Origin of the sequence: Agrobacterium sp. ST15.13.013, from assembly GCF_027956525.1 — a bacterium.
Classification (GTDB): domain Bacteria; phylum Pseudomonadota; class Alphaproteobacteria; order Rhizobiales; family Rhizobiaceae; genus Agrobacterium; species Agrobacterium salinitolerans.
In genome coordinates this window covers 80,492-99,146 of record NZ_JAQKGP010000004.1, presented here as the reverse complement: position 1 = coordinate 99,146, position 18,655 = coordinate 80,492, and the positions used below count along the sequence as shown (strand labels likewise).

General features: G+C 57.2%; 19 protein-coding genes. 10 read left to right on the top strand and 9 right to left on the bottom strand.

Features of this window, described 5'->3' with window-relative positions:
- Positions 1–349 precede the first annotated feature (349 nt).
- From PL597_RS05810 to PL597_RS05770, 9 genes are all read left to right on the top strand, one after another.
- Positions 350–538, top strand: a complete 189-nt coding sequence (locus tag PL597_RS05810) for a Flp family type IVb pilin (RefSeq protein WP_271364748.1) — start codon at positions 350–352, stop codon at positions 536–538.
- 112 nt (positions 539–650) lie between these two features.
- The gene (locus PL597_RS05805) at positions 651–1,163 is read left to right on the top strand and encodes an A24 family peptidase (RefSeq protein ID WP_077984500.1); all 513 of its coding nucleotides are present in this window, start codon (positions 651–653) and stop codon (positions 1,161–1,163) included.
- Positions 1,164–1,289: 126 nt separating this feature from the next.
- The gene (cpaB, locus tag PL597_RS05800) at positions 1,290–2,096 is read left to right on the top strand and encodes a Flp pilus assembly protein CpaB (protein WP_142913758.1); all 807 of its coding nucleotides are present in this window, start codon (positions 1,290–1,292) and stop codon (positions 2,094–2,096) included.
- Between the two features lie 11 nt (positions 2,097–2,107).
- Entirely contained in the window at positions 2,108–3,679 is a 1,572-nt protein-coding gene (locus tag PL597_RS05795) for a type II and III secretion system protein family protein (protein ID WP_416372221.1), read from the top strand.
- Positions 3,680–3,741: 62 nt separating this feature from the next.
- Positions 3,742–4,422 carry a CpaD family pilus assembly protein gene (locus PL597_RS05790; protein WP_077984609.1) on the top strand — a complete coding sequence of 227 codons (681 nt, stop codon included), beginning with the start codon at positions 3,742–3,744 and terminating at the stop codon, positions 4,420–4,422.
- 34 nt (positions 4,423–4,456) lie between these two features.
- Complete coding sequence (locus PL597_RS05785; RefSeq protein WP_269833584.1) at positions 4,457–5,740, top strand: AAA family ATPase; 1,284 nt, start codon at positions 4,457–4,459, stop codon at positions 5,738–5,740.
- 33 nt (positions 5,741–5,773) lie between these two features.
- Positions 5,774–7,246, top strand: a complete 1,473-nt coding sequence (locus PL597_RS05780; RefSeq protein WP_271364746.1) for a CpaF family protein — start codon at positions 5,774–5,776, stop codon at positions 7,244–7,246.
- A gap of 15 nt (positions 7,247–7,261) precedes the next feature.
- On the top strand, positions 7,262–8,266 hold the full coding sequence (locus PL597_RS05775) for a type II secretion system F family protein (RefSeq protein ID WP_077984505.1): 1,005 nt from the start codon (positions 7,262–7,264) through the stop codon (positions 8,264–8,266).
- A 9-nt stretch (positions 8,267–8,275) separates the two neighbouring features.
- Complete coding sequence (locus PL597_RS05770) at positions 8,276–9,262, top strand: type II secretion system F family protein (RefSeq protein WP_137409591.1); 987 nt, start codon at positions 8,276–8,278, stop codon at positions 9,260–9,262.
- Between the two features lie 45 nt (positions 9,263–9,307).
- Here PL597_RS05770 and PL597_RS05765 read toward each other — a convergent pair whose 3' ends face one another.
- Positions 9,308–10,018, bottom strand: coding sequence for a tetratricopeptide repeat protein (locus tag PL597_RS05765; protein WP_332909364.1), 711 nt, complete (start codon positions 10,016–10,018; stop codon positions 9,308–9,310).
- Between the two features lie 256 nt (positions 10,019–10,274).
- On the opposite strand from PL597_RS05765, the gene PL597_RS05760 reads away from it, so the two are divergent.
- Positions 10,275–11,669, top strand: coding sequence for a leucyl aminopeptidase family protein (locus tag PL597_RS05760; protein ID WP_137409590.1), 1,395 nt, complete (start codon positions 10,275–10,277; stop codon positions 11,667–11,669).
- A 107-nt stretch (positions 11,670–11,776) separates the two neighbouring features.
- Here PL597_RS05760 and pncB read toward each other — a convergent pair whose 3' ends face one another.
- From pncB to PL597_RS05720, 8 genes are all read right to left on the bottom strand, one after another.
- Entirely contained in the window at positions 11,777–13,081 is a 1,305-nt protein-coding gene (gene pncB, locus PL597_RS05755) for a nicotinate phosphoribosyltransferase (protein WP_077984509.1), read from the bottom strand.
- Positions 13,082–13,291: 210 nt separating this feature from the next.
- Positions 13,292–13,651 carry a hypothetical protein gene (locus PL597_RS05750; protein ID WP_077984610.1) on the bottom strand — a complete coding sequence of 120 codons (360 nt, stop codon included), beginning with the start codon at positions 13,649–13,651 and terminating at the stop codon, positions 13,292–13,294.
- A gap of 94 nt (positions 13,652–13,745) precedes the next feature.
- On the bottom strand, positions 13,746–14,597 hold the full coding sequence (locus PL597_RS05745) for a C40 family peptidase (protein ID WP_142913760.1): 852 nt from the start codon (positions 14,595–14,597) through the stop codon (positions 13,746–13,748).
- 18 nt (positions 14,598–14,615) lie between these two features.
- Positions 14,616–14,960 (bottom strand): MarR family winged helix-turn-helix transcriptional regulator, encoded by a 345-nt coding sequence (locus PL597_RS05740; RefSeq protein WP_077984611.1) that lies wholly within the window; start codon positions 14,958–14,960, stop codon positions 14,616–14,618.
- A 53-nt stretch (positions 14,961–15,013) separates the two neighbouring features.
- Positions 15,014–15,307: a hypothetical protein gene (locus PL597_RS05735; protein WP_271364745.1), complete on the bottom strand. Its 294-nt coding sequence runs from the start codon at positions 15,305–15,307 to the stop codon at positions 15,014–15,016.
- Between the two features lie 11 nt (positions 15,308–15,318).
- Positions 15,319–16,425 (bottom strand): DUF475 domain-containing protein, encoded by a 1,107-nt coding sequence (locus tag PL597_RS05730; protein WP_137409587.1) that lies wholly within the window; start codon positions 16,423–16,425, stop codon positions 15,319–15,321.
- A gap of 292 nt (positions 16,426–16,717) precedes the next feature.
- Positions 16,718–17,641, bottom strand: a complete 924-nt coding sequence (locus PL597_RS05725; protein WP_193559328.1) for a DMT family transporter — start codon at positions 17,639–17,641, stop codon at positions 16,718–16,720.
- Positions 17,642–17,758: 117 nt separating this feature from the next.
- Positions 17,759–18,640, bottom strand: a complete 882-nt coding sequence (locus PL597_RS05720; RefSeq protein WP_077984612.1) for a LysR family transcriptional regulator — start codon at positions 18,638–18,640, stop codon at positions 17,759–17,761.
- Between the last annotated feature and the right edge of the window lie 15 nt (positions 18,641–18,655).

The window sequence follows — 18,655 nt, the reverse complement described above, 5'->3', positions numbered from 1 at the left end:
GAAGCGTTAAATGGCTGAAATCCTCTAAGCAGACGATGGCCGTGTGTAACAAGATGATATTTTCATGTCTCTTGACACGCTCCAAAACTGAACATGTGCGCCCCTGTGAAACGACACTTGCAGGGAAGGGATAACCGGACAGGCTCAAAATACATTTGTTTATCAGCAAATATAAAAATACAGAAATTACTTTTCTTGTTTGTTTACCAAGAGAAACTCATCCTGCCGTTTACTTTGAATTAATCGTTTTTTTTAAGCGCTTGGAAATCGCTCGGCTGTAGTTTGAAGGCAACCGAACAACGGAAAACAGTTGTCGGCGTGCTGAACCAACACAAGTTAGGAGAGACCCATGACCAAGATTTTCGCTCGTTTCCTGAAAGACGAATCCGGTGCAACTGCCATTGAATACGGCCTGATTGCTGCGCTTATTTCCGTTGCGATCATTGGCGGCGCAACGACCGTCGGCAACCAGATCGGCACGCTGTTCACAAACCTTGGCGACAAGATGACGGAAGCCGCCACTAAGTCTGGTGAGTAAAAGCTAAGAAACTTCGGGGTGGCCGCCCTACAAAGGGCGGCCATCTTTTGTATTTTTAGTCATCTGAATATCAGTCATCACCACTACACCCATATTCTGGGGAGGCGAATTTATGGTTGTCGCAGCAATCTTTTTAACTTTGCCTTTGTGCCTGACGTTTGCTGCGCTGAACGATCTGTTCAGCATGACAATACCTAACCGCATACCGCTGGTGTTGTTGCTAAGTTTTATAGTAGTTGCCCCCTTCACCGGCATGGGATGGCAGACCTTGGCAATGAGTCTTTTGGCCGCCGCCATCGTTTTTTTTGCCTGTTTTGCGCTTTTTGCCGCCAATGTCATGGGCGGAGGCGACGCTAAGCTCCTGACAGCCGCGGCATGCTGGTATGGTTTCAACATATCGCTCATAGAATTCTTGCTCGGCGTCGCTTTCCTTGGCGGCTTCCTTACGATCGGCATTTTGCTTCTGCGCTCGCGGTCACAACAAATCATGGCGGCTGGTATGCCCATCCCGGATTCGCTCCTGGTCGCGAAAAAAGTTCCCTACGGCATCGGCATCGCCGTCGCCGGGCTGATGACCTATGGCGAAGCACCGCTCGTTAAAGCCGCGATTGCCAGTCTTTCCTAGATAATTGCTACTCAACCTAGCTTTAATAGCCCGTTAACCACAAATCCAAGCATACTATTAACCATAATTATACCAATGGCGCGCCATCCTGACGGGAGCAGAATCTGATTCCCTCAAGGATCGAGCATGAAACCGTCGCGTATCGTCATTCTTTCCGTTGCCCTGGTGGCCGCCGGTCTTGCCGGCCTTGTCGCCATGCAGATTTCCGGTGCCAAGCAGGTCATCGAGAAAGCGGAAACGATCATCCAGAAAGAACCGACGGTCAACGTTCTCGTCTCTTCGGTCAACCTGCCCGTCGGCAGCCGCCTGAACGACAGCTCCGTGCGCTGGACACCCTGGCCACAGGGCAATGTGGTCGACAGTTTCATCACGGAAGCGAAAAGGCCAGACGCCATCACCGAACTCGCGGGCGCTGTCGTCCGGCTGCCTCTCTTCGAAGGTGAGCCGATCCGGCCGGAAAAAGTGGTCGATTCCAGCACGCGCATCATGTCCTCCCTTCTGCCGGCCGGAAAACGCGCCGTCGCCACCGAGATTTCCGTCTCGACAGGTGCAGGCGGTTTCGTGCTGCCGAACGACCGGGTCGATGTGATCATGGTCCGCAAGGGCGAAAACAATAACTTTCTGACCGAAAATGTTTTGAACAATGTCCGTGTCCTGGCGATCGATCAGCAGATCAAGGAAGGCGAGGACGGAACGTCGGCGGTTGTCGGCGCAACCGCTACGCTCGAACTGACCCCTGAACAGGCGAAGATCATCACAGTGGCGCAACAGATGGCGGATCGTCTCACGCTCGCCTTGCGCTCCGTCGCCGATGCACAGGAAAACGATACGCTTTCGGCCGGCCATCTTCTCAGCGGAAGCTCCGGGCAGCCGGAAATTCAGGTAATCAAATCCGGCTCGATCGTGAAGAGCGGTCAAGGAGCTTCACAATGACCGGGGGGCTCATGACAAACCGTCTCAAACAACGCCTGCGTTCATCGATGGCGGGTGGGCTCGCATTCTGCCTTGCCTTTTCAGGCATCCCCGGCCAGCACTCCCCCAAATTTCTGCGTTTCAGCGAAGCAGAGGCGCAAAGCGCAAGCGTCGTGCGGATCACCGAAAGCGGTGCCGGCACTCGCAAACGCTTGAAACTGGGTTTAAACAAGGCGCTGGTTATCGACCTGCCTGAAGATGCTCACGATATCCTTGTTGCCGATCCGAGCCTTGCCGATGCCGTGACCCGCACGTCCAGACGAATCTATCTCTTCGGTAAAACGGTCGGTCAGACCAATATTTTCATTTTCGGTGACGGCGGCAGGGAAATCGTCAGCCTCGATCTGGAGGTGGAGCGCGATATTTCCGGGCTTGAGGCCAATATTCGCCGCTTCATTCCCGAGTCTGACATCAAGGTGGAAATCGTTTCGGACAATATCGTTCTGACGGGATCGGTGCGCACACCGCAGGACTCCGCACGCGCCGTGCAACTGGCAGACGCCTTTCTAAAGGGCGGTGAGGCCACCACACGCAACATATCGCTGACGGGCGGCGACAATGGTGGCGATGCGGCGATTTTTGCCGAGCGCCGGCAAGTATCGCAAATCGTCAATATGTTGACGATTGAGGGTGAAGATCAGGTGACGCTGAAGGTCACCGTTGCCGAAGTCAGCAGACAGGTTCTGAAGCAACTCGGCTTCAACGGGTCGATCGGCAGTACAACGAGCGGCAATGGTTTCGAATTCGCAAATCCGTCCAATCTCGGCAACGCGATCGATGGAGCGTCCCGGATCGCCAGTGGTGCGATTGGTTCTGGCTCCCTTAGATTCGCTTCCTACCTCAACGCCATGGAGCAGGCCGGCGTCATGCGCACCCTGGCAGAGCCGAGCCTGACAGCCATTTCCGGCGAGCAGGCCAAATTTTACGTGGGCGGTGACTTCCGACTTGCCGCTACACAAGAAATCGAGATTGATAACGAGACGAAACAGCCGAGCAAAGTTATACGCGAGACACAGACGGTAGACTACGGCATCACCTTGAACTTCAAGCCGGTGGTGCTTTCACCAGGCAGAATAAGTCTCAAGATCGAGACCAATGTCTCCGAACCCACCTATGAAGGCAATGTCGTCACCGGTAATTACGGGCGGGGCGTTCCAGGCTCGACCTATATGTCCGTGCGCAAGCGCGAGACCTCCACGACGGTCGAACTTCCCTCGGGAGGATCAATCGTGATCGCGGGCCTTGTCCAGGACAATGTCAGGCAAGCCATGTCCGGGCTGCCGGGCATCTCGAAAATTCCTATCTTCGGTACGCTTTTCCGCAGCAAGGACTTCCTGCGCAACGAAACGGAACTGGTCATCATCGCGACGCCCTATCTGGTACGGCCCGTCGCGCGCAACCAGATCGCCCGGCCGGATGACAACTTCAACCCGGAAAACGATGCCGCCATGTATTTCATGAACCGCGTCAACAAGGTCTATGGCCGCAAGGACCAGGTCCAGGCGGCGCCATACCAAGGCTCCGTGGGGTTCATCTACAAATGACGACGAGTTCCGCCAATTCCCAACCCGATCTCGCAGCAAGTCCGGACCGCGCAGGTGACATCATGCACGCAAACACTCACCGCCCTTTCGCAAAACAGATCGGCCTTGCGGCTGTCGTCGCTGTTGTCGCGGGGTTGCTACAGGGCTGCGCCCGTGACCCCATGACGACCAACGCGATCCCCGATGACTATCGCACCCGCCACCCGATTACGCTGTCCGAAGCCGAGCACTCGCTCGACATACCCGTTTCTGCCGGCGATAGCCGCTTGACCACTGCGATGGCAGACAATGTTCGTGGCTTTGCCCAGAATTATGCATCCATGTCGACGGGCATAGTCAATATTCAAATACCTTCCGGCTCCGCCAACTCCGCGGCGGCATCACGAATGGCAAAACAGATTCGCTCAGCGCTTTCGGGTGCGGGTGTGGCGCCAGGAAAAATCATGCAGACGAACTATGCCGCCTCCCCGAATGGCGACGCCGCGCCCATCCGCCTGAGCTATGTTGCGGTTACCGCCATGACTGGCCAGTGCGGCCAATGGCCCGAGGACCTCTCGGATAATACCTTCGCCAACAAGAACTGGTACAATTTCGGATGCGCGTCCCAGAGCAATCTCGCAGCGCAGATCGCCAATCCCATGGATCTCGTCGGCCCGCGCGGCATGAGCCCGATTGATGCCGAACGCCGGGCGGTGGTCATCGATACCTATCGCAGCGGTACTTCGACGGCACCGACAAACTGATGCAGATCCACGATTTCTCACGGCAGGAAAAACAATGAGCGCTGTAGAATACGATATCAAGCCAAGCGGCGGCACAGAAGCCGAACCGCCCGTGCGCGCTTCGGATATGGACCACCTGCGGCCCCTGCCCCGCATTTCCGTTCACGCTTTCTGCGTCAGCGACAATATGCAAGGTGTCATGGACGCATTGTCCAGCGACCGGCGCATGAGCAAGGTAACCCTGCGGGTGACCAAAGGTGACATCAATGCGGCAGCCACGATGTTTTCCACGTCACCCACACCCAATCTCATCATTCTCGAAACAGCAAGCTCACCCGCCTCACTGCTGGACGATCTCGCGCCTTTGGCGGAGGTTTGCGATCCCTCCACGCGTGTCATCATCGTCGGCCGGCACAATGACATAACGCTCTATCGCGATCTCATCCGCAACGGCATCTCCGAATATCTCGTCGCTCCAATCAATATGGCCGATCTCCTGGGTTCGATCGCCGCGATCTTCGTCGATCCGGAAGCGGAGCCGCTTGGCCGTAACATCGCCTTCATTGGCGCCAAGGGCGGTGTGGGCTCGTCCACCATCGCGCACAATTGCGCCTTTGGTATTTCCAGTCTTTTTTCCACGGAAACCATTCTGGCTGATATGGACCTTGCCTACGGAACGGCGAATATCGATTTCGATCAGGACCCTGCCCAAGGCATGGCTGAAGCGGTCTTTTCGCCGGAGCGGCTGGACGAGGTTTTTCTCGACCGTCTCTTGACGAAATGTTCCGATCATCTGTCGCTTCTGGCAGCGCCGTCTCTTCTCGACCGCACCTACGATCTCGATCGTCAAGCCTTTCTGCCGATCCTCGAGGTTTTGCAGCGCAGCGCCCCGGTTGCGGTTCTCGATCTTCCCCACCAATGGTGCGACTGGACGCGGGCAGTCCTTGCGGAAGCCGATGAGGTGGTCATAACGGCCGTTCCCGATCTCGCAAACCTGCGCAATACGAAAAATCTCTTCGACGCGCTGATAAAGCTGAGACCCAACGATAAATTGCCGCATCTCGTTCTCAATCAGGTCGGCATGCCCAAACGTCCGGAAATCGCGCCGGCGGATTTCCTTGAGCCGCTTGAAATCGAACCGATCGCGATCATCCCGTTCGACGCATCATTATTCGGAAATGCCGCCAATAGCGGCCGAATGATCAGCGAGATGGATGAAAAATCGCAAATAGCGGAAACCTTCTCGCAAATCGCCCACACCATCACAGGCCGCTCCGTGCTGCGCAAAAGCAGGCGCGGCGGTCTCGAAAAACTGAAGAATATTCTCAAGCGCAAGTAGGTCTTTTGCCTGCGCCCTTAGACGGAAACGCCGATGTTCGGAAAACGCGGGCCTGAGGGCCCACCCAGAAGCACGAAGCCGGAACCTGTTGCACCTGTACATATGCAGGCGGTGACGGCGCCTGAACCTCGTTCTGCTGCGATTGACACTCTTGAACCCGGCCAATCGCCGGCAATGCGTCAGGCGACCGCAAGCGTACCGCCGGCACAGAAAAAACGCGCCCGCACGGAAGATTACTACAATACCAAGAGCCAGGTATTTTCCGCACTTATCGATACGATCGACCTTTCGCAACTCGCCAAGCTCGACGCGGAGAGCGCACGCGAGGAAATTCGCGATATCGTCAACGATATTATCACGATCAAGAATTTCGCCATGTCGATCGCCGAGCAGGAAGAGCTGCTCGAAGATATCTGCAATGACGTTCTTGGTTACGGGCCGCTGGAGCCTCTCCTCGCTCGCGATGATATCGCCGATATCATGGTCAACGGTTCCGGCCAGACCTTCATCGAAGTCGGCGGTAAAACCATCGAATCCGATATTCGTTTTCGTGACAATGCGCAGTTGCTTTCCATCTGCCAGCGCATCGTCAGCCAGGTCGGCCGACGGGTGGATGAGTCGAGCCCGATATGCGACGCGCGCCTACCGGACGGATCGCGTGTCAACGTCATCGCGCCGCCGCTCGCCATCGACGGTCCGGCGTTGACGATCCGAAAATTCAAGAAGGACAAGCTGACACTCGACCAGCTGGTGCGTTTCGGAGCGATTACGCCGGAAGGCGCGACATTGCTCAAAATTATCGGTCGCGTCCGCTGTAATGTCGTCATTTCGGGCGGCACCGGCTCGGGCAAGACCACGCTTCTCAATTGCCTGACGAGCTTCATCGACAGGGATGAACGTGTCATCACCTGCGAAGACACCGCCGAACTGCAGCTGCAGCAACCGCATGTGGTGAGGCTCGAAACACGTCCGCCGAATATCGAAGGAGAAGGCGAGATCACCATGCGCGATCTCGTCAAGAACTGCCTTCGCATGCGGCCCGAACGCATCATCGTCGGCGAAGTGCGCGGACCGGAAGTTTTCGACCTTCTCCAGGCCATGAACACCGGTCACGACGGTTCGATGGGAACGCTGCACGCCAATACGCCGCGCGAATGCCTCAGCCGTATCGAATCGATGATCGCCATGGGCGGCTTCACCCTGCCGGCCAAGACCGTGCGTGAAATCATCTCAGGCTCGATCGATGTCGTCATTCAGGCGGCGCGTCTGCGCGACGGCTCGCGCCGGATAACGCAGATCACGGAAGTGATCGGCATGGAAGGCGATGTCATCGTCACCCAGGATCTGATGCGATACGAGATCGAAGGCGAGGATGCGCAGGGCAGGCTGATCGGCAGACACGTATCGACCGGTATCAGCAAGCCCAACTTCTGGGATCGTGCACGCTATTACGGCGAAGAAAAACGCCTGGCGGCCGCGCTCGATGAGATGGAAAAGACATCCTAAGGGAAAGCGACTGCCATGGACCCGACAATAGTGTTACTGGCCGTACTCGTCGCCATCTCGGCAGGAGCACTCGCTTATGCGTTTCTTTTCCAGCAGATAGAGGTCGAAAAAAAGACCACCAGTCGTTTCAAGCGGGTGCGGGCCGCAGAGACGGATCACGCAAATATCAAAGCTGCGCGCGATCGGGTTCAGGAGCTCAGCAAGCGCCGCAAGTCCATGCAGGACAGCCTGCGGGACATGGAGAAGAAACAAAATGAAAAGGCGAAAAAAACAAAGAATGTCAGCCTGCGCGATAAACTGATGCAGGCTGGGCTGGTAATTTCCGTTCGGCAGTTCCACCTTCTGAGCCTTGGCGCGGCAGCTTGCGCCGCTTTTATTGCACTTATCTACGGTCTGTCGTTAATGACAGTTCTCTTCGTCGCCGCTGTTGCGGCCTTGGGATTGCCACGCTGGGTATTGGCTTTTCTCCTCAAGCGACGGCAGAAAAAATTCCTCGAGGAATTCCCCAATGCGCTTGATGTCATGTGCCGCTCGATCAAGTCGGGTTTGCCGTTGAACGACGCGGTACGCCTGATCGCGTCAGATGGTCAGGAGCCGGTAAAGACAGAGTTTCAGCGAGTTGTCGATGCGCAGCAGGTTGGCATCGGGATTCCCCAAGGGATAGAGCGTATGATGCTGACCATGCCGCTTTTCGAAGTGAGTTTCTTCAGCATTGTCATCAATATCCAGGCACAGGCAGGCGGCAATCTGTCGGAGGCGTTATCCAACCTTTCGAAGGTGTTGCGCGACCGAAAAAAAATGCGCGCAAAAGTGAACGCCCTATCCATGGAGGCAAAAGCGTCTGCCGTCATTATCGGCGCATTGCCTTTCATCGTTATGCTGCTGGTGCACTTTACGTCACCTGACTATCTTTCAGTCCTGTTCACGGATATGCGCGGGCACATCATTCTGGGTGCATCTGGACTATGGATGCTCATAGGAATTTTCATCATGCGTCAAATGATCAATTTCGATATTTGAGGGTCATCAATGACAAGGAATCTCCTTTCAGACCTGACAAATCCGCAGACCATTATTGCGATTCTGGTAACAGTGGCAGTTTTCGCCACTCTTTATACGCTCATTACGCCTTTCTTCGAGCGAAAAGACTTTGCCAAGCGCATGAAAGCCGTATCGTCGGAGCGAGAACTCATTCGCAGCCGCGAGCGCGAGCGACTTGCGACAGCAACCAGAGACGGCAAGACCTCCCTGCGAGGCAACAACAATAAGTCCGCACGTCGAATCGTCGAAAAATTCAACCTCCGGGAAGCACTTGCCGACAAGAACACAATGAACAAGCTGCGAGCAGCCGGTTTTCGTTCGCAAAATGCGCTTAATACATTTCTCGCCGCCCGGTTCATCTTTCCGTTCATTTTCCTGGCCGTGGCCTTCACCTGGGTTTTTATTCTCGGAAACCTGGCTGATCAGGCTTTTGTCGTTCAGCTGATGGCGGTGCTTCTTTTCGGCTATGTCGGCTTTTACGCCCCCAATATCTATGTTTCGAACCGCATGACCAAGCGACAGGCATCGATCAAACGGGCATGGCCGGATGCGCTTGACCTGATGCTGATCTGCATCGAATCCGGTGTATCGATGGAAGCCGCCATGCGCCGCGTAGCGGAAGAGATGGGCGAGCAGTCACCTGAACTCGCAGAAGAAATGATTCTGACGACAGCGGAATTGTCCTTCCTTCAGGACAGGCGTGTCGCTCTTGAGAATTTTGGTATGCGCACACAACTGGACGGTGTCAAAAGCGTGGTGCAGGCCCTTATCCAGGCGGAGCGGTACGGCACCCCCCTCGCCCAGGCCCTGCGCGTTCTCGCGCAGGAAGGCCGGGACGAGCGAATGAATGAAGCCGAGAAAAAGGCCGCAGCGTTGCCGCCCAAACTGACTGTACCGATGATAATATTCTTCCTGCCGGTTCTCATCGCCGTCATTCTCGGGCCTGCCGGCATTCGTGTCGCCGACACATTCTGACGACGAACCATCAGGGCGCGGCCTCTCTATGACTGCAAAAGCGTATCAACCGGCCGGCTTACCGTCCTTTTTCGCCAGTTGCTGCCAGGAGTTCTGCTGTGAAAGCATTGCGCGCAGATAGGTGAGATTTGCCTGCGCCTGTTGTGGCGAGAGTTCCTGAACCGCGATGCGCTCGGCTTCGGCAAAGCGGCCCTGTAGACCGACCACGAGCGCGAGGTTCTGGCGAACGCGGCTATCGGCGCCCGGCTGGGCGATGGCGGATTGCAGATATGTTTCGGCAGTGCGCGGATCGCTCGACAGGACGTAAGACATGCCGAGGTTGGACAATACACTCGGGTCGTTCGGCTTCAGGTCAAGCGCCTGCCTGTAGCGGGAACGCGCCTCGTTCGAACGTCCAAGCTGATCGAGCACGGCGCCCTCGGCGGAATAAAGCCGCCAGTCGGGCCGGTCCGGCGTCTGTGCCCGCTGGATGGTCGAAAGCGCCTGTTCCAGCTGGCCGGCAGCCGCCTGCGATTTGCCATAGGCGGCAAGCACATCACGGTCGGCCGGATTGGCGATGGCGATCTGCTGCATGACGGCGAGAGCCTGTGTGTTCTTGCCGGTCATCATCAGCACGCTGGCATAATTCATGCCCACCGATTTGTCCTTGGGATTGCGTTCATAGGCTTTGCCGGCGGTCTCTTCCGCCTGCCGAAGCTGCTCCATGTTCAGATGGTCGTAAGAACGCGTGGCCACGGGAATGGAGCCGGTGGACATACGATCGGGCTTGTTGGCGCCCGCGCATCCTGAAACCGCAAGAACCAATGCGGCAAGACATGCTCCCCGCAGCAACCCTGTCCGGCCTGTCTCGCCCAAAGAAAATGCAGTCATGGCAGCGCCCCCGCCCGAGAATGATCGATCTTGCGCCCGACACACGACAGACTCACATGACGCAACTTTCGCTTAAGCAATAATCTGTTAACCCTAACAGAGCGTTAATCGCACCGATTCTCGACATTTACGGAAGCATATAATGGCGCCCTATCAGTTCATCGAACGCCCGACCCCCTTCAGCTCCAAGGCCGGCAGCACATTGCCGGTTTTCGCCGTCACGCCGGCCCATATCGAACAGGGCGCCATCGACCCTGTCGCTCTGGATTGGGCGAAGAAGGCGGGGTTCAAGGCGGAGGCGGGCGCTATCCTCCTCGTTCCTTCCGCCGATGGTTCGCTGGGCGGCGTGCTTCTCGGCCTCGGCGGCAATCCCTCGGAAATCCCCTTCATCACCGGGAAACTCGCCCGTGAACTGCCGGAAGGCGAATGGCACATCGAAACCGCACCCCTGACGGCCAATCGGCTCGCTCTCGGTTTCGGCCTCGGCAGCTACCGCTTCGACAAATACAAGACCACCAAGGCGAACGGGGCAAAGCTCCTTATTCCGCAGGATGCGGAAGACGGCGAGATCAAGCGCGTTCTGGCCGGCGTTTTCCTTGCGCGCGATCTCATCAATGTTCCGGCCAACGATATGGGACCGGATGAGCTCGAGATTGCCTTCCGCGCGCTTGCCGCCCATTACAAGGCAAAGGTGAAGGTCACTACCGGCGATGATCTGCTCAAGGAAAACTTACCCCTGATCCATGCTGTCGGTCGGGCCAGCGAAAGCGCGCCGCGGCTTCTGGAAATGAACTGGGGCAAGAAGGGCAATCCGCGCCTCACCCTTGTCGGCAAAGGCGTCTGCTTCGATACAGGCGGCCTCGATATCAAACCCGCCGCCTCCATGGCGCTGATGAAGAAGGATATGGGAGGCGCCGCCAATGTCCTCGGCCTTGCGCTGATGATCATGGATGCGAAACTGCCTGTCGATCTGCGCGTTCTCGTGCCGGCGGTCGAGAACTCCATTTCCGCCAATGCCTTCCGTCCCGGCGATATCTATAAGAGCCGCAAGGGGCTGACGGTACAGATCGACAATACCGACGCCGAAGGTCGTCTCGTTCTGGCGGATGCGCTCGCTTATGCGGACGAGGATGCGCCGGACCTGATGATCGACATGGCGACGCTGACGGGTGCGGCGCGTGTCGCGCTCGGCCCGGATCTGCCGCCCTTCTACACCGATGACGAGGATCTGGCGCATGATATCGCGGAAGCCAGCATCGATACGGACGATCCGTTGTGGCGCATGCCGCTCTACATGGGCTACGACAAGGATATACGCTCGCGCGCAGCCGATATCACCAATGCGCCTTCGGGCGGCATGGGCGGATCGATCACCGCCGCCCTGTTCCTGAAACGTTTTGTCACCAATACCAGGCGCTGGGCGCATTTCGATATTTACGGCTGGTCTCTGAGCGAAAGGCATCACTCATCGATCGGCGGCGAGGCGCAGGGCATCCGCGCACTCTTCCATTATATTGCACACCAGTTTGCGAAGTAATCTGCTGATAGGTCAGGCTTCCACGGGCGCTTCCTCAACCGGAGCGCCCGTTTTCAATTCGGAGCATTCCGGACGGAAAACCGGGCTCCAAGTTTCCTGGAAAAGCTTTAAACCAGCACCTTCTGTTCCTTATGGTCCTCTTCACCGAAGAACTTCAGGTACCGTTGCACCTCGCCCGGATCACCGGTCGCCTTTTGCGGGTTGTCCGAGAGCTTCACCGCCGGCCGGCCATTGGCGTCGCTGACCTTGCAGACGATGGAAATCGGCTTGAGGCTGGCGATGGTTTTTGGCGCGCAACCGGCAAAATCATTGGTGAGGTTGGTGCCCCAGCCGAAGCTCATGCGAACCCGGCCTTCGAAATGCCTGTAGGTATCGATGATGGCGTCGACATCGAGACCGTCGGAGAAGATCAACATCTTCTTGCGCGGATCGCGGCCCATCTTCTGCCACCACTCGATGATCTTTTCGCCGCCTTCGATCGGCGGGGCGCTGTCGGGACGGAAACCCGTCCAGTCTGCCACCCATTCCGGCGCGTTGCGCAGGAAAGCCGCCGTGCCGAACGCATCCGGCAGCACGATCAGCAGGTTGCCGCCATAAAGCCGGTTCCAGTCCTTCAGGACCTGATAGGGAGCGGCAGCCAGTTCCTCATTCGTCTGCGCCAGCGCCGCGACGACCATCGGTAGTTCATGCGCGTTCGTGCCAACGGCTTCGAGATCGGAATCCATGGCGAGCAGGACATTGCTCGTACCGGTAAAGGCAGGACCGATGCCTTCCTTCAGCGCTTCCACGCACCAGCGTTGCCAAAGGAAACTGTGGCGGCGGCGAGTACCGAAATCGGAAATGCGCAGGCCCGGCAGTTCCCGCAGCCGCTCGACCTTCTCCCACATCTTGGCCTTGGCGCGGGCATAGAGCACATCGAGCGTGAAATAGCCGAGCGAACGCATGGCGCTGCGCGAGCGCAACTCGTTGATGATGGCGAGCGCCGGGATTTCCCAGAGCGTCGTGTCCATCCAGCGGCCATGGAAATTCAGCTCATATTGCCCGTCGCGCTTGAAAAGCTCGTATTCGGGCAATTGATAGCTCGACAGCCAGGAGAGGAATTCCGGCTCGAAAATCTGCGAGCGGCCGTAAAACGTATTACCCGCAAGCCAGATATTTTCCTTCTTGGAAAGACGCAGGGTACGCGCATGATCGAGCTGCTCGCGCAGTTCCATCTCGTCGATTTCTTCCGCCAGCCGTACCGTCTTCGTGCGGTTGATCAGGGAAAACGTCGCGTCGACTTCCGGATAGAGTTTCCAGATCATCTGCAACATCAATAGCTTGTAAAAATCCGTGTCGATCAGGCTGCGGACGATCGGGTCTAGCTTCCAGGTATGATTGTGGACACGGGTGGCTATATCGGTCTTCGTCATACTTGCATTCCCCAATATCGGCCAAAGGTCAGAATAGCCGATGTCACTCCGCACCCTGGCAGGTATCAACCTGTCATGCGGAAGATTTATCTGAAAAAGCGACAACAAGTCCAGAGCACCCGCCTGGCAAATGCCTGCCACCACAGCTCACGCATCGATTTTCCGAAGACCACAAAGGGGTTTTCGGTCCGGCGTTCAAACCATGCGGCTTCAGAAGGTCGGGTCGACGGGGTTTATGCCGGGATACCAGTCCTTGGAGACCGGATTTCTGCCGCCGAAACTGGAAATGCCGTTTTCGTCGGTACAGCGATACCCCTGAACGGGAAGCCCACGGCTGCCGAAAACATCCCGGTAAGGACCTCGGGAATATCCGGTCACACCCAATGCGCTATGGCAGTTGTAACGGACCTTTGGCTGCAGCGTTCGCGGGTCCTTGACGCCCGGCAGGTTTGCATAGGCATCCGGTGCGGGGGCAAAACCATTCTGAAAAACGGTCTGCGCCTGCGCAGGGGCGCTCAGCAAAATCGCTGTGACGATCGTTGCCAGTCGTGTTGCCGTTCTCGTCTTCATCGTTGCCAGTCCCATACCATCATCCAACCGATGTAGGCGTCGGAAACTCTCCCACAAAGGGCCCGGCAGGCACAATTTCGTGAAAGCCGCCTTCTCAATCCTCCAGCCGGCGGAAAGCCGTCGGCTTTTCGTAAAGCCAGCCGATGCGCTGGATGGCCGCATCGAGATTTTCGCGTGCAACATTCATCGTATGGCCATTGGCATGCAGCAAGGTTTCCTCGCTTTCCATGAGGCCGACATGGCCCTTCCAGAAGACGAGATCGCCGCGGCGCAATTCATCCCGCTCGATTTCCACACCGAGCGACTTCACCTGCATGTCGGTATCGCGCAGAACCCGCCGGCCCGTCATGGCCATGGAAAGCTGCACGAGGCCGGAACAATCGATACCGAAGCCGGAGCGTCCGCCCCAGAGATAGGGCGTTTCGATAAAGCGCAGCGCCACCGCCACATAATCTTCGTCAAGCGCCGCGTCGACGGCCTGGCAATGAGCGGCGATGATGCCTTCGCCTTTTTCGGTCAGCAGGTAACGGGTACCGCGTGTCTCCGCCTCGCCTACAATCTGGATCAGGCTACCCATGGACAGTGCTGCGACCGGCGGTTTGCGCAACTCAGCGGCTGGATAGAGAAAAGTGCGCGGCGCAGTCACCCGATGGGTGGCGACAACGACATCGCCAATCGCCTTTTCCGGCACATAGCCGGCATAACCATCCGCATCCGCCTGCACCCATGCCCAGCCGTTCGCCCGGTCGAAAACACGGATGGTTTCGCCAGACAGCAGCTCGGTATCGATGCCGACGGCAAGGTCCGGCGTCGGCCGCAGGCCAATAACCGGCACCGCGATCTGGGCAGGCGAGCCGCTGACAAAACGTTCGGCCTGCACCACGCCCCGCAGCTTTTCATCGGCGAGATCGGAGCGGAAGACATTCAGGCGGCGGTCGAGCATCATGGGTTTCACATCCAGGGGTTAGATCTTGCGTGCCTGATCAATAATCAGGTCGCCGAATTTTTCCAGATAAAGCGCACCAGCCACCGTACGTTTTATCACGACATTGCGCTTGTCCCGCTCATCCCGAACCCGATCGACGAGTCCGAGAGCGCCGAGGCTGTCGAGCGCGCGGGTAATGACCGGTTTGGTGACTCCCATCGTTGCCGCAAGACCCCTGACGGTGTGTGGTGGCGTGACGAGATAAATCTGCAGCAGGATGGCGGTTTGACGCAAGGTCAAATCCGGCTGATCGTCAATGACCTGCGTCGTGGACACACGATGCCAGAGGCCAAGCGCCTCCGAGGGCGACAATTGTGCAGGCAAACCTTGCCCCTCCAGTCGTTTTCTTACCTTTTTCATTCAAGAGAACGGAAAACTCAAGAACCATCCCGCACAAACAGAACCGCCGCACGGCGCAGATCAGAAAGATCGCGCGGCGCGGCGGTATTTGTTGACCCGTTTTCGGGCCATGATGTCCCCTCTGGACTTGCAGGATAAGAAGCAGGAAGCGTGCCAGTTTTGATGCAACGCACAAATATTCGTAAAAACAGCAACTTAAGGGAAAAATTCGTCTTTTGGCGAAATTTTCCGCAAAGGATAAGCAGCAATAAAAATAGGCAAAAATAACTCAATGCATAAAAATTGCCTTCCGCCGCGACAGCGGAAGGCAAGGATACGCGGATCAGATCTCCGCGCCACGCGCGGCATCGACCGCATCGGCATTCTGTCGCCGGTTATAGCGGATCGACGACCAGAGCGAGATGCCGATCAGGCCCGCGCCGCCAAGGCCCGTGATGACCTCCGGAATATGCACCATGGTCTGCACGTACATGATGACGGACAGGATGAGGATCGCATAAAAGGCGCCGTGCTCCAGATAGCGATATTCGGCCAGGGTTCCCTTCTCGACCAGCATAATGGTCATCGAGCGCACATACATGGCACCGATGCCGAGGCCGATGGCGATAATGAAGAGGTTCTGCGTCAGCGCGAAAGCGCCGATCACGCCGTCGAAGGAGAAGCTGGCATCCAGCACTTCGAGGTAAAGAAACGCACCGAAGCCGCCTTTTGCAGCGCCCTCCAGCATTTCCTGGCTGCGGTCGAGAATACCGCCGACAACTTCCACCAGCAGGAAGGTCAGAAGACCCCAGATCGCCGAATGGAAGAAGGTGTTGGCGGCGACCGGACCAAGTTCAGGATTGTCGCTTGCGCCGATGATGCGGGAAAAGATCAGCATGACGACCAGCACGAAGGCAATCTCGATGCCCTTGACGGAGGAATAGATTGCAGCCTTTTCCTCGATCCAGCGTACCCAGTGCACATCCTTTTCGTGGTCGAAGAAGAAGTTGAGGCCGACCATCATCAGGAAGGTGCCGCCGAAAGCCGCAATCGGCAGATGGGCGTCACGCATGATTTCCGCATAACGCTCCGGCTGTGTGGCCGCCATGACGAGAGCTGTCCAGGGGCCGACATTGGCCGCGACGACCACGATGAGCAGCGGGAAGACGATACGCATGCCGAAAACGGCAATCAGAATACCCCATGTCAGGAAGCGATGCTGCCAGACCGGTGTCATATCCTTCAGCTTGTTGGCGTTAACGATGGCGTTGTCGAAGGAAAGTGAGATTTCCAGCACCGCCAGAACGACACAGATGAAGAAGATCGTCGCCGTGCCGCCCACCGTTCCGGTCATTTCCCAACCGAGATAACCGCCGAGGATCAGGCCGACGATGGTGACGATAAAAGCCCACTTGAAGTAGGTAAGCGTGTTTTTCTGGGCAGCGCTCATGTCCGGTCGCCTCCAATGACGAGGACGTTCACGGACCGACGAGAGGCGTCGGGCCGCACGCAGAAAGCACGCGCGCGAAGCACATTCAGGTTTTTCATAGTTTTTAATCCGCCGGCCAATTTTTGCAGGCGGTACCGACATCGCGAGAGCGCCGTAAAACTCTCGCCAGAGGGGCCCGGCACCTTTGTTTCCTCTGCCGTTGCGAGACAAATCATCGCAGGGCCCCTTCTTACTTCCTGAAGATCACGCCTTCGTCAAGACCCGTGATTGTGACCACGGCGAACTGGAAAGATCAAACCTGCTCCGCAGCCAGTCCTTCGGCGGTTTCACGGCGTCGCTTGAGTGTATTTTCGCGGAAGAAAATATAAAGTCCGGAAAGAACAATCAGGCCTGCACCGACAACGATACTGGTCTGCGGCACATCGTTGAAGAACAGCCAGCCGAAGATCACCGCCCAGAGCAGCAGCGTATATTGCAGCGGTGCGACGGTTGCAGCATCGGCGAGTTTAAGTGCCCGGTTGACCAGCACATGCGCTGTCATGGCGACGACGCCAAGCAGGCCGAGGAAGGCGAGATCGAAACCGGACTGAACCGGCAGCCATCCCGATGGCGTAAGGAATACCGCGACAATGCCCGCAAGCGCCGCACCGATGATCTGCCAGAAGGCAAGCACGGTATCCGGCGTATTGCGCAGCTGGCGGCCAGACAACATCATGAAAGCGAAAGCGGCGCTACCGAGGATCGAAAACAATGCTGCGGAGGTGAGGCTTGCCGAACTGGGCTTGAGCGCGATGAGAACGCCGACAAAACCGATGGCGATGGCCGTCCAGCGACGCCAGCCCACTTTTTCTCCGAGCAGAAACGGTGAGAGCGCCGCCACATAAATGGGGGCGGCCAGCCAATAGGTCATGACATCGGCGAGCGGCAGGGCCGCGACGGCGAAATAGAAACAGAAGAGTTCTGCGGTGGAAAAGAAAACGCGCGCAAACTGAAGGCCGGGACGCTCAATTCTGACAAGGCCGGAGAGGCCGGCACGCCAGACGATCGGAACGAGGATAATAAGCGCCGCCGCGCTGCGAATAAGGATCACCTGACCCTGGCTATAGGTGGCGACGAGCCACTTCCCCATGGCGTCGTTCAGTGCGAAAAGCAGCATTCCAAGCAGCATGACGGCCACGCCGAGGCCAGTCGGCGAAAGCTTACGTAGTATAGACATGTCAGTTCCGATCTCTCCCAATGGCTGCATTGGTCGTCCAGCCAGCTATCCTTTGTCAAGCCCCGAACAGCCAGGCCCGAACAATTAATAGTACTAATAATATCGACATGTGGGATGTCAGGTGAATATCCGCCGTTCTTCGGCCACGAGTTCCTGGAGAAAATCGACCACTGTGCGGACGCGGACAAGTTGACGGGCGGATTCGTGATAGGCTGTCCAATAGGACCGGCTGATGGTGAGTTGCGGCATGATGCGCAAAAGCTCGGGATATTGCCCCGCGATGTAATTATGCAGGATACCGATACCCGCACCGGAGCGCACTGCCTCGGTCTGACCGGTGGCGCTCGATATTTCGAAGGCGGCGTCCCAGTCGCGCATGATCTCACCGGTAAAGTTAAGTGAAGGCGAAAAGATCAGGTCCTCTACATAACCGATCCGCCGGTGGCGCTTCAGTGCCTCGACATCATCAGGCGTTCCGTAATCGGCCAGATAATCCGCCGAGGCATAGAGGCCCAGCGAATAATCGGTGAGCTTCGAAAACATCAGCCTGCCCTGCTCCGGCCTTTCGATGGTGATGGCTATATCGGCCTCGCGCTGCGACAGAGAGAAAGAGCGTGGCACCGGCACGAGCTGGATTTTAAGATCGGGATAACGCGCCGTCAGCCGGCCGAGCCGCGGCGCGAGGAAGGAAACGCCGAGACCATCCGGCGCGCCGATGCGCACCGTTCCCGCCACCGCCGTATCGACGCGGCCGAGATTTGCCTGGGCATTCAGCATTTCGGTTTCCATGCGCTCGGCCCCGGCAAGAAGGCGCTGGCCCTCTTCCGTCAACTCGCAGCCATTGGTGCTTCTCAGGAAGAGCTGTGTGCCGATGGCCGCTTCCAACGCGGAAATACGGCGGCTGAGGGTGGCGTGGTTCACACCGAGCTTTCTCGCCGCCGAAAGAAACTGGCCGCTTCGCGCCACGCTTAGAAACAAACGCACATCATCCCAGTTCATGGCACCCTCCTTATG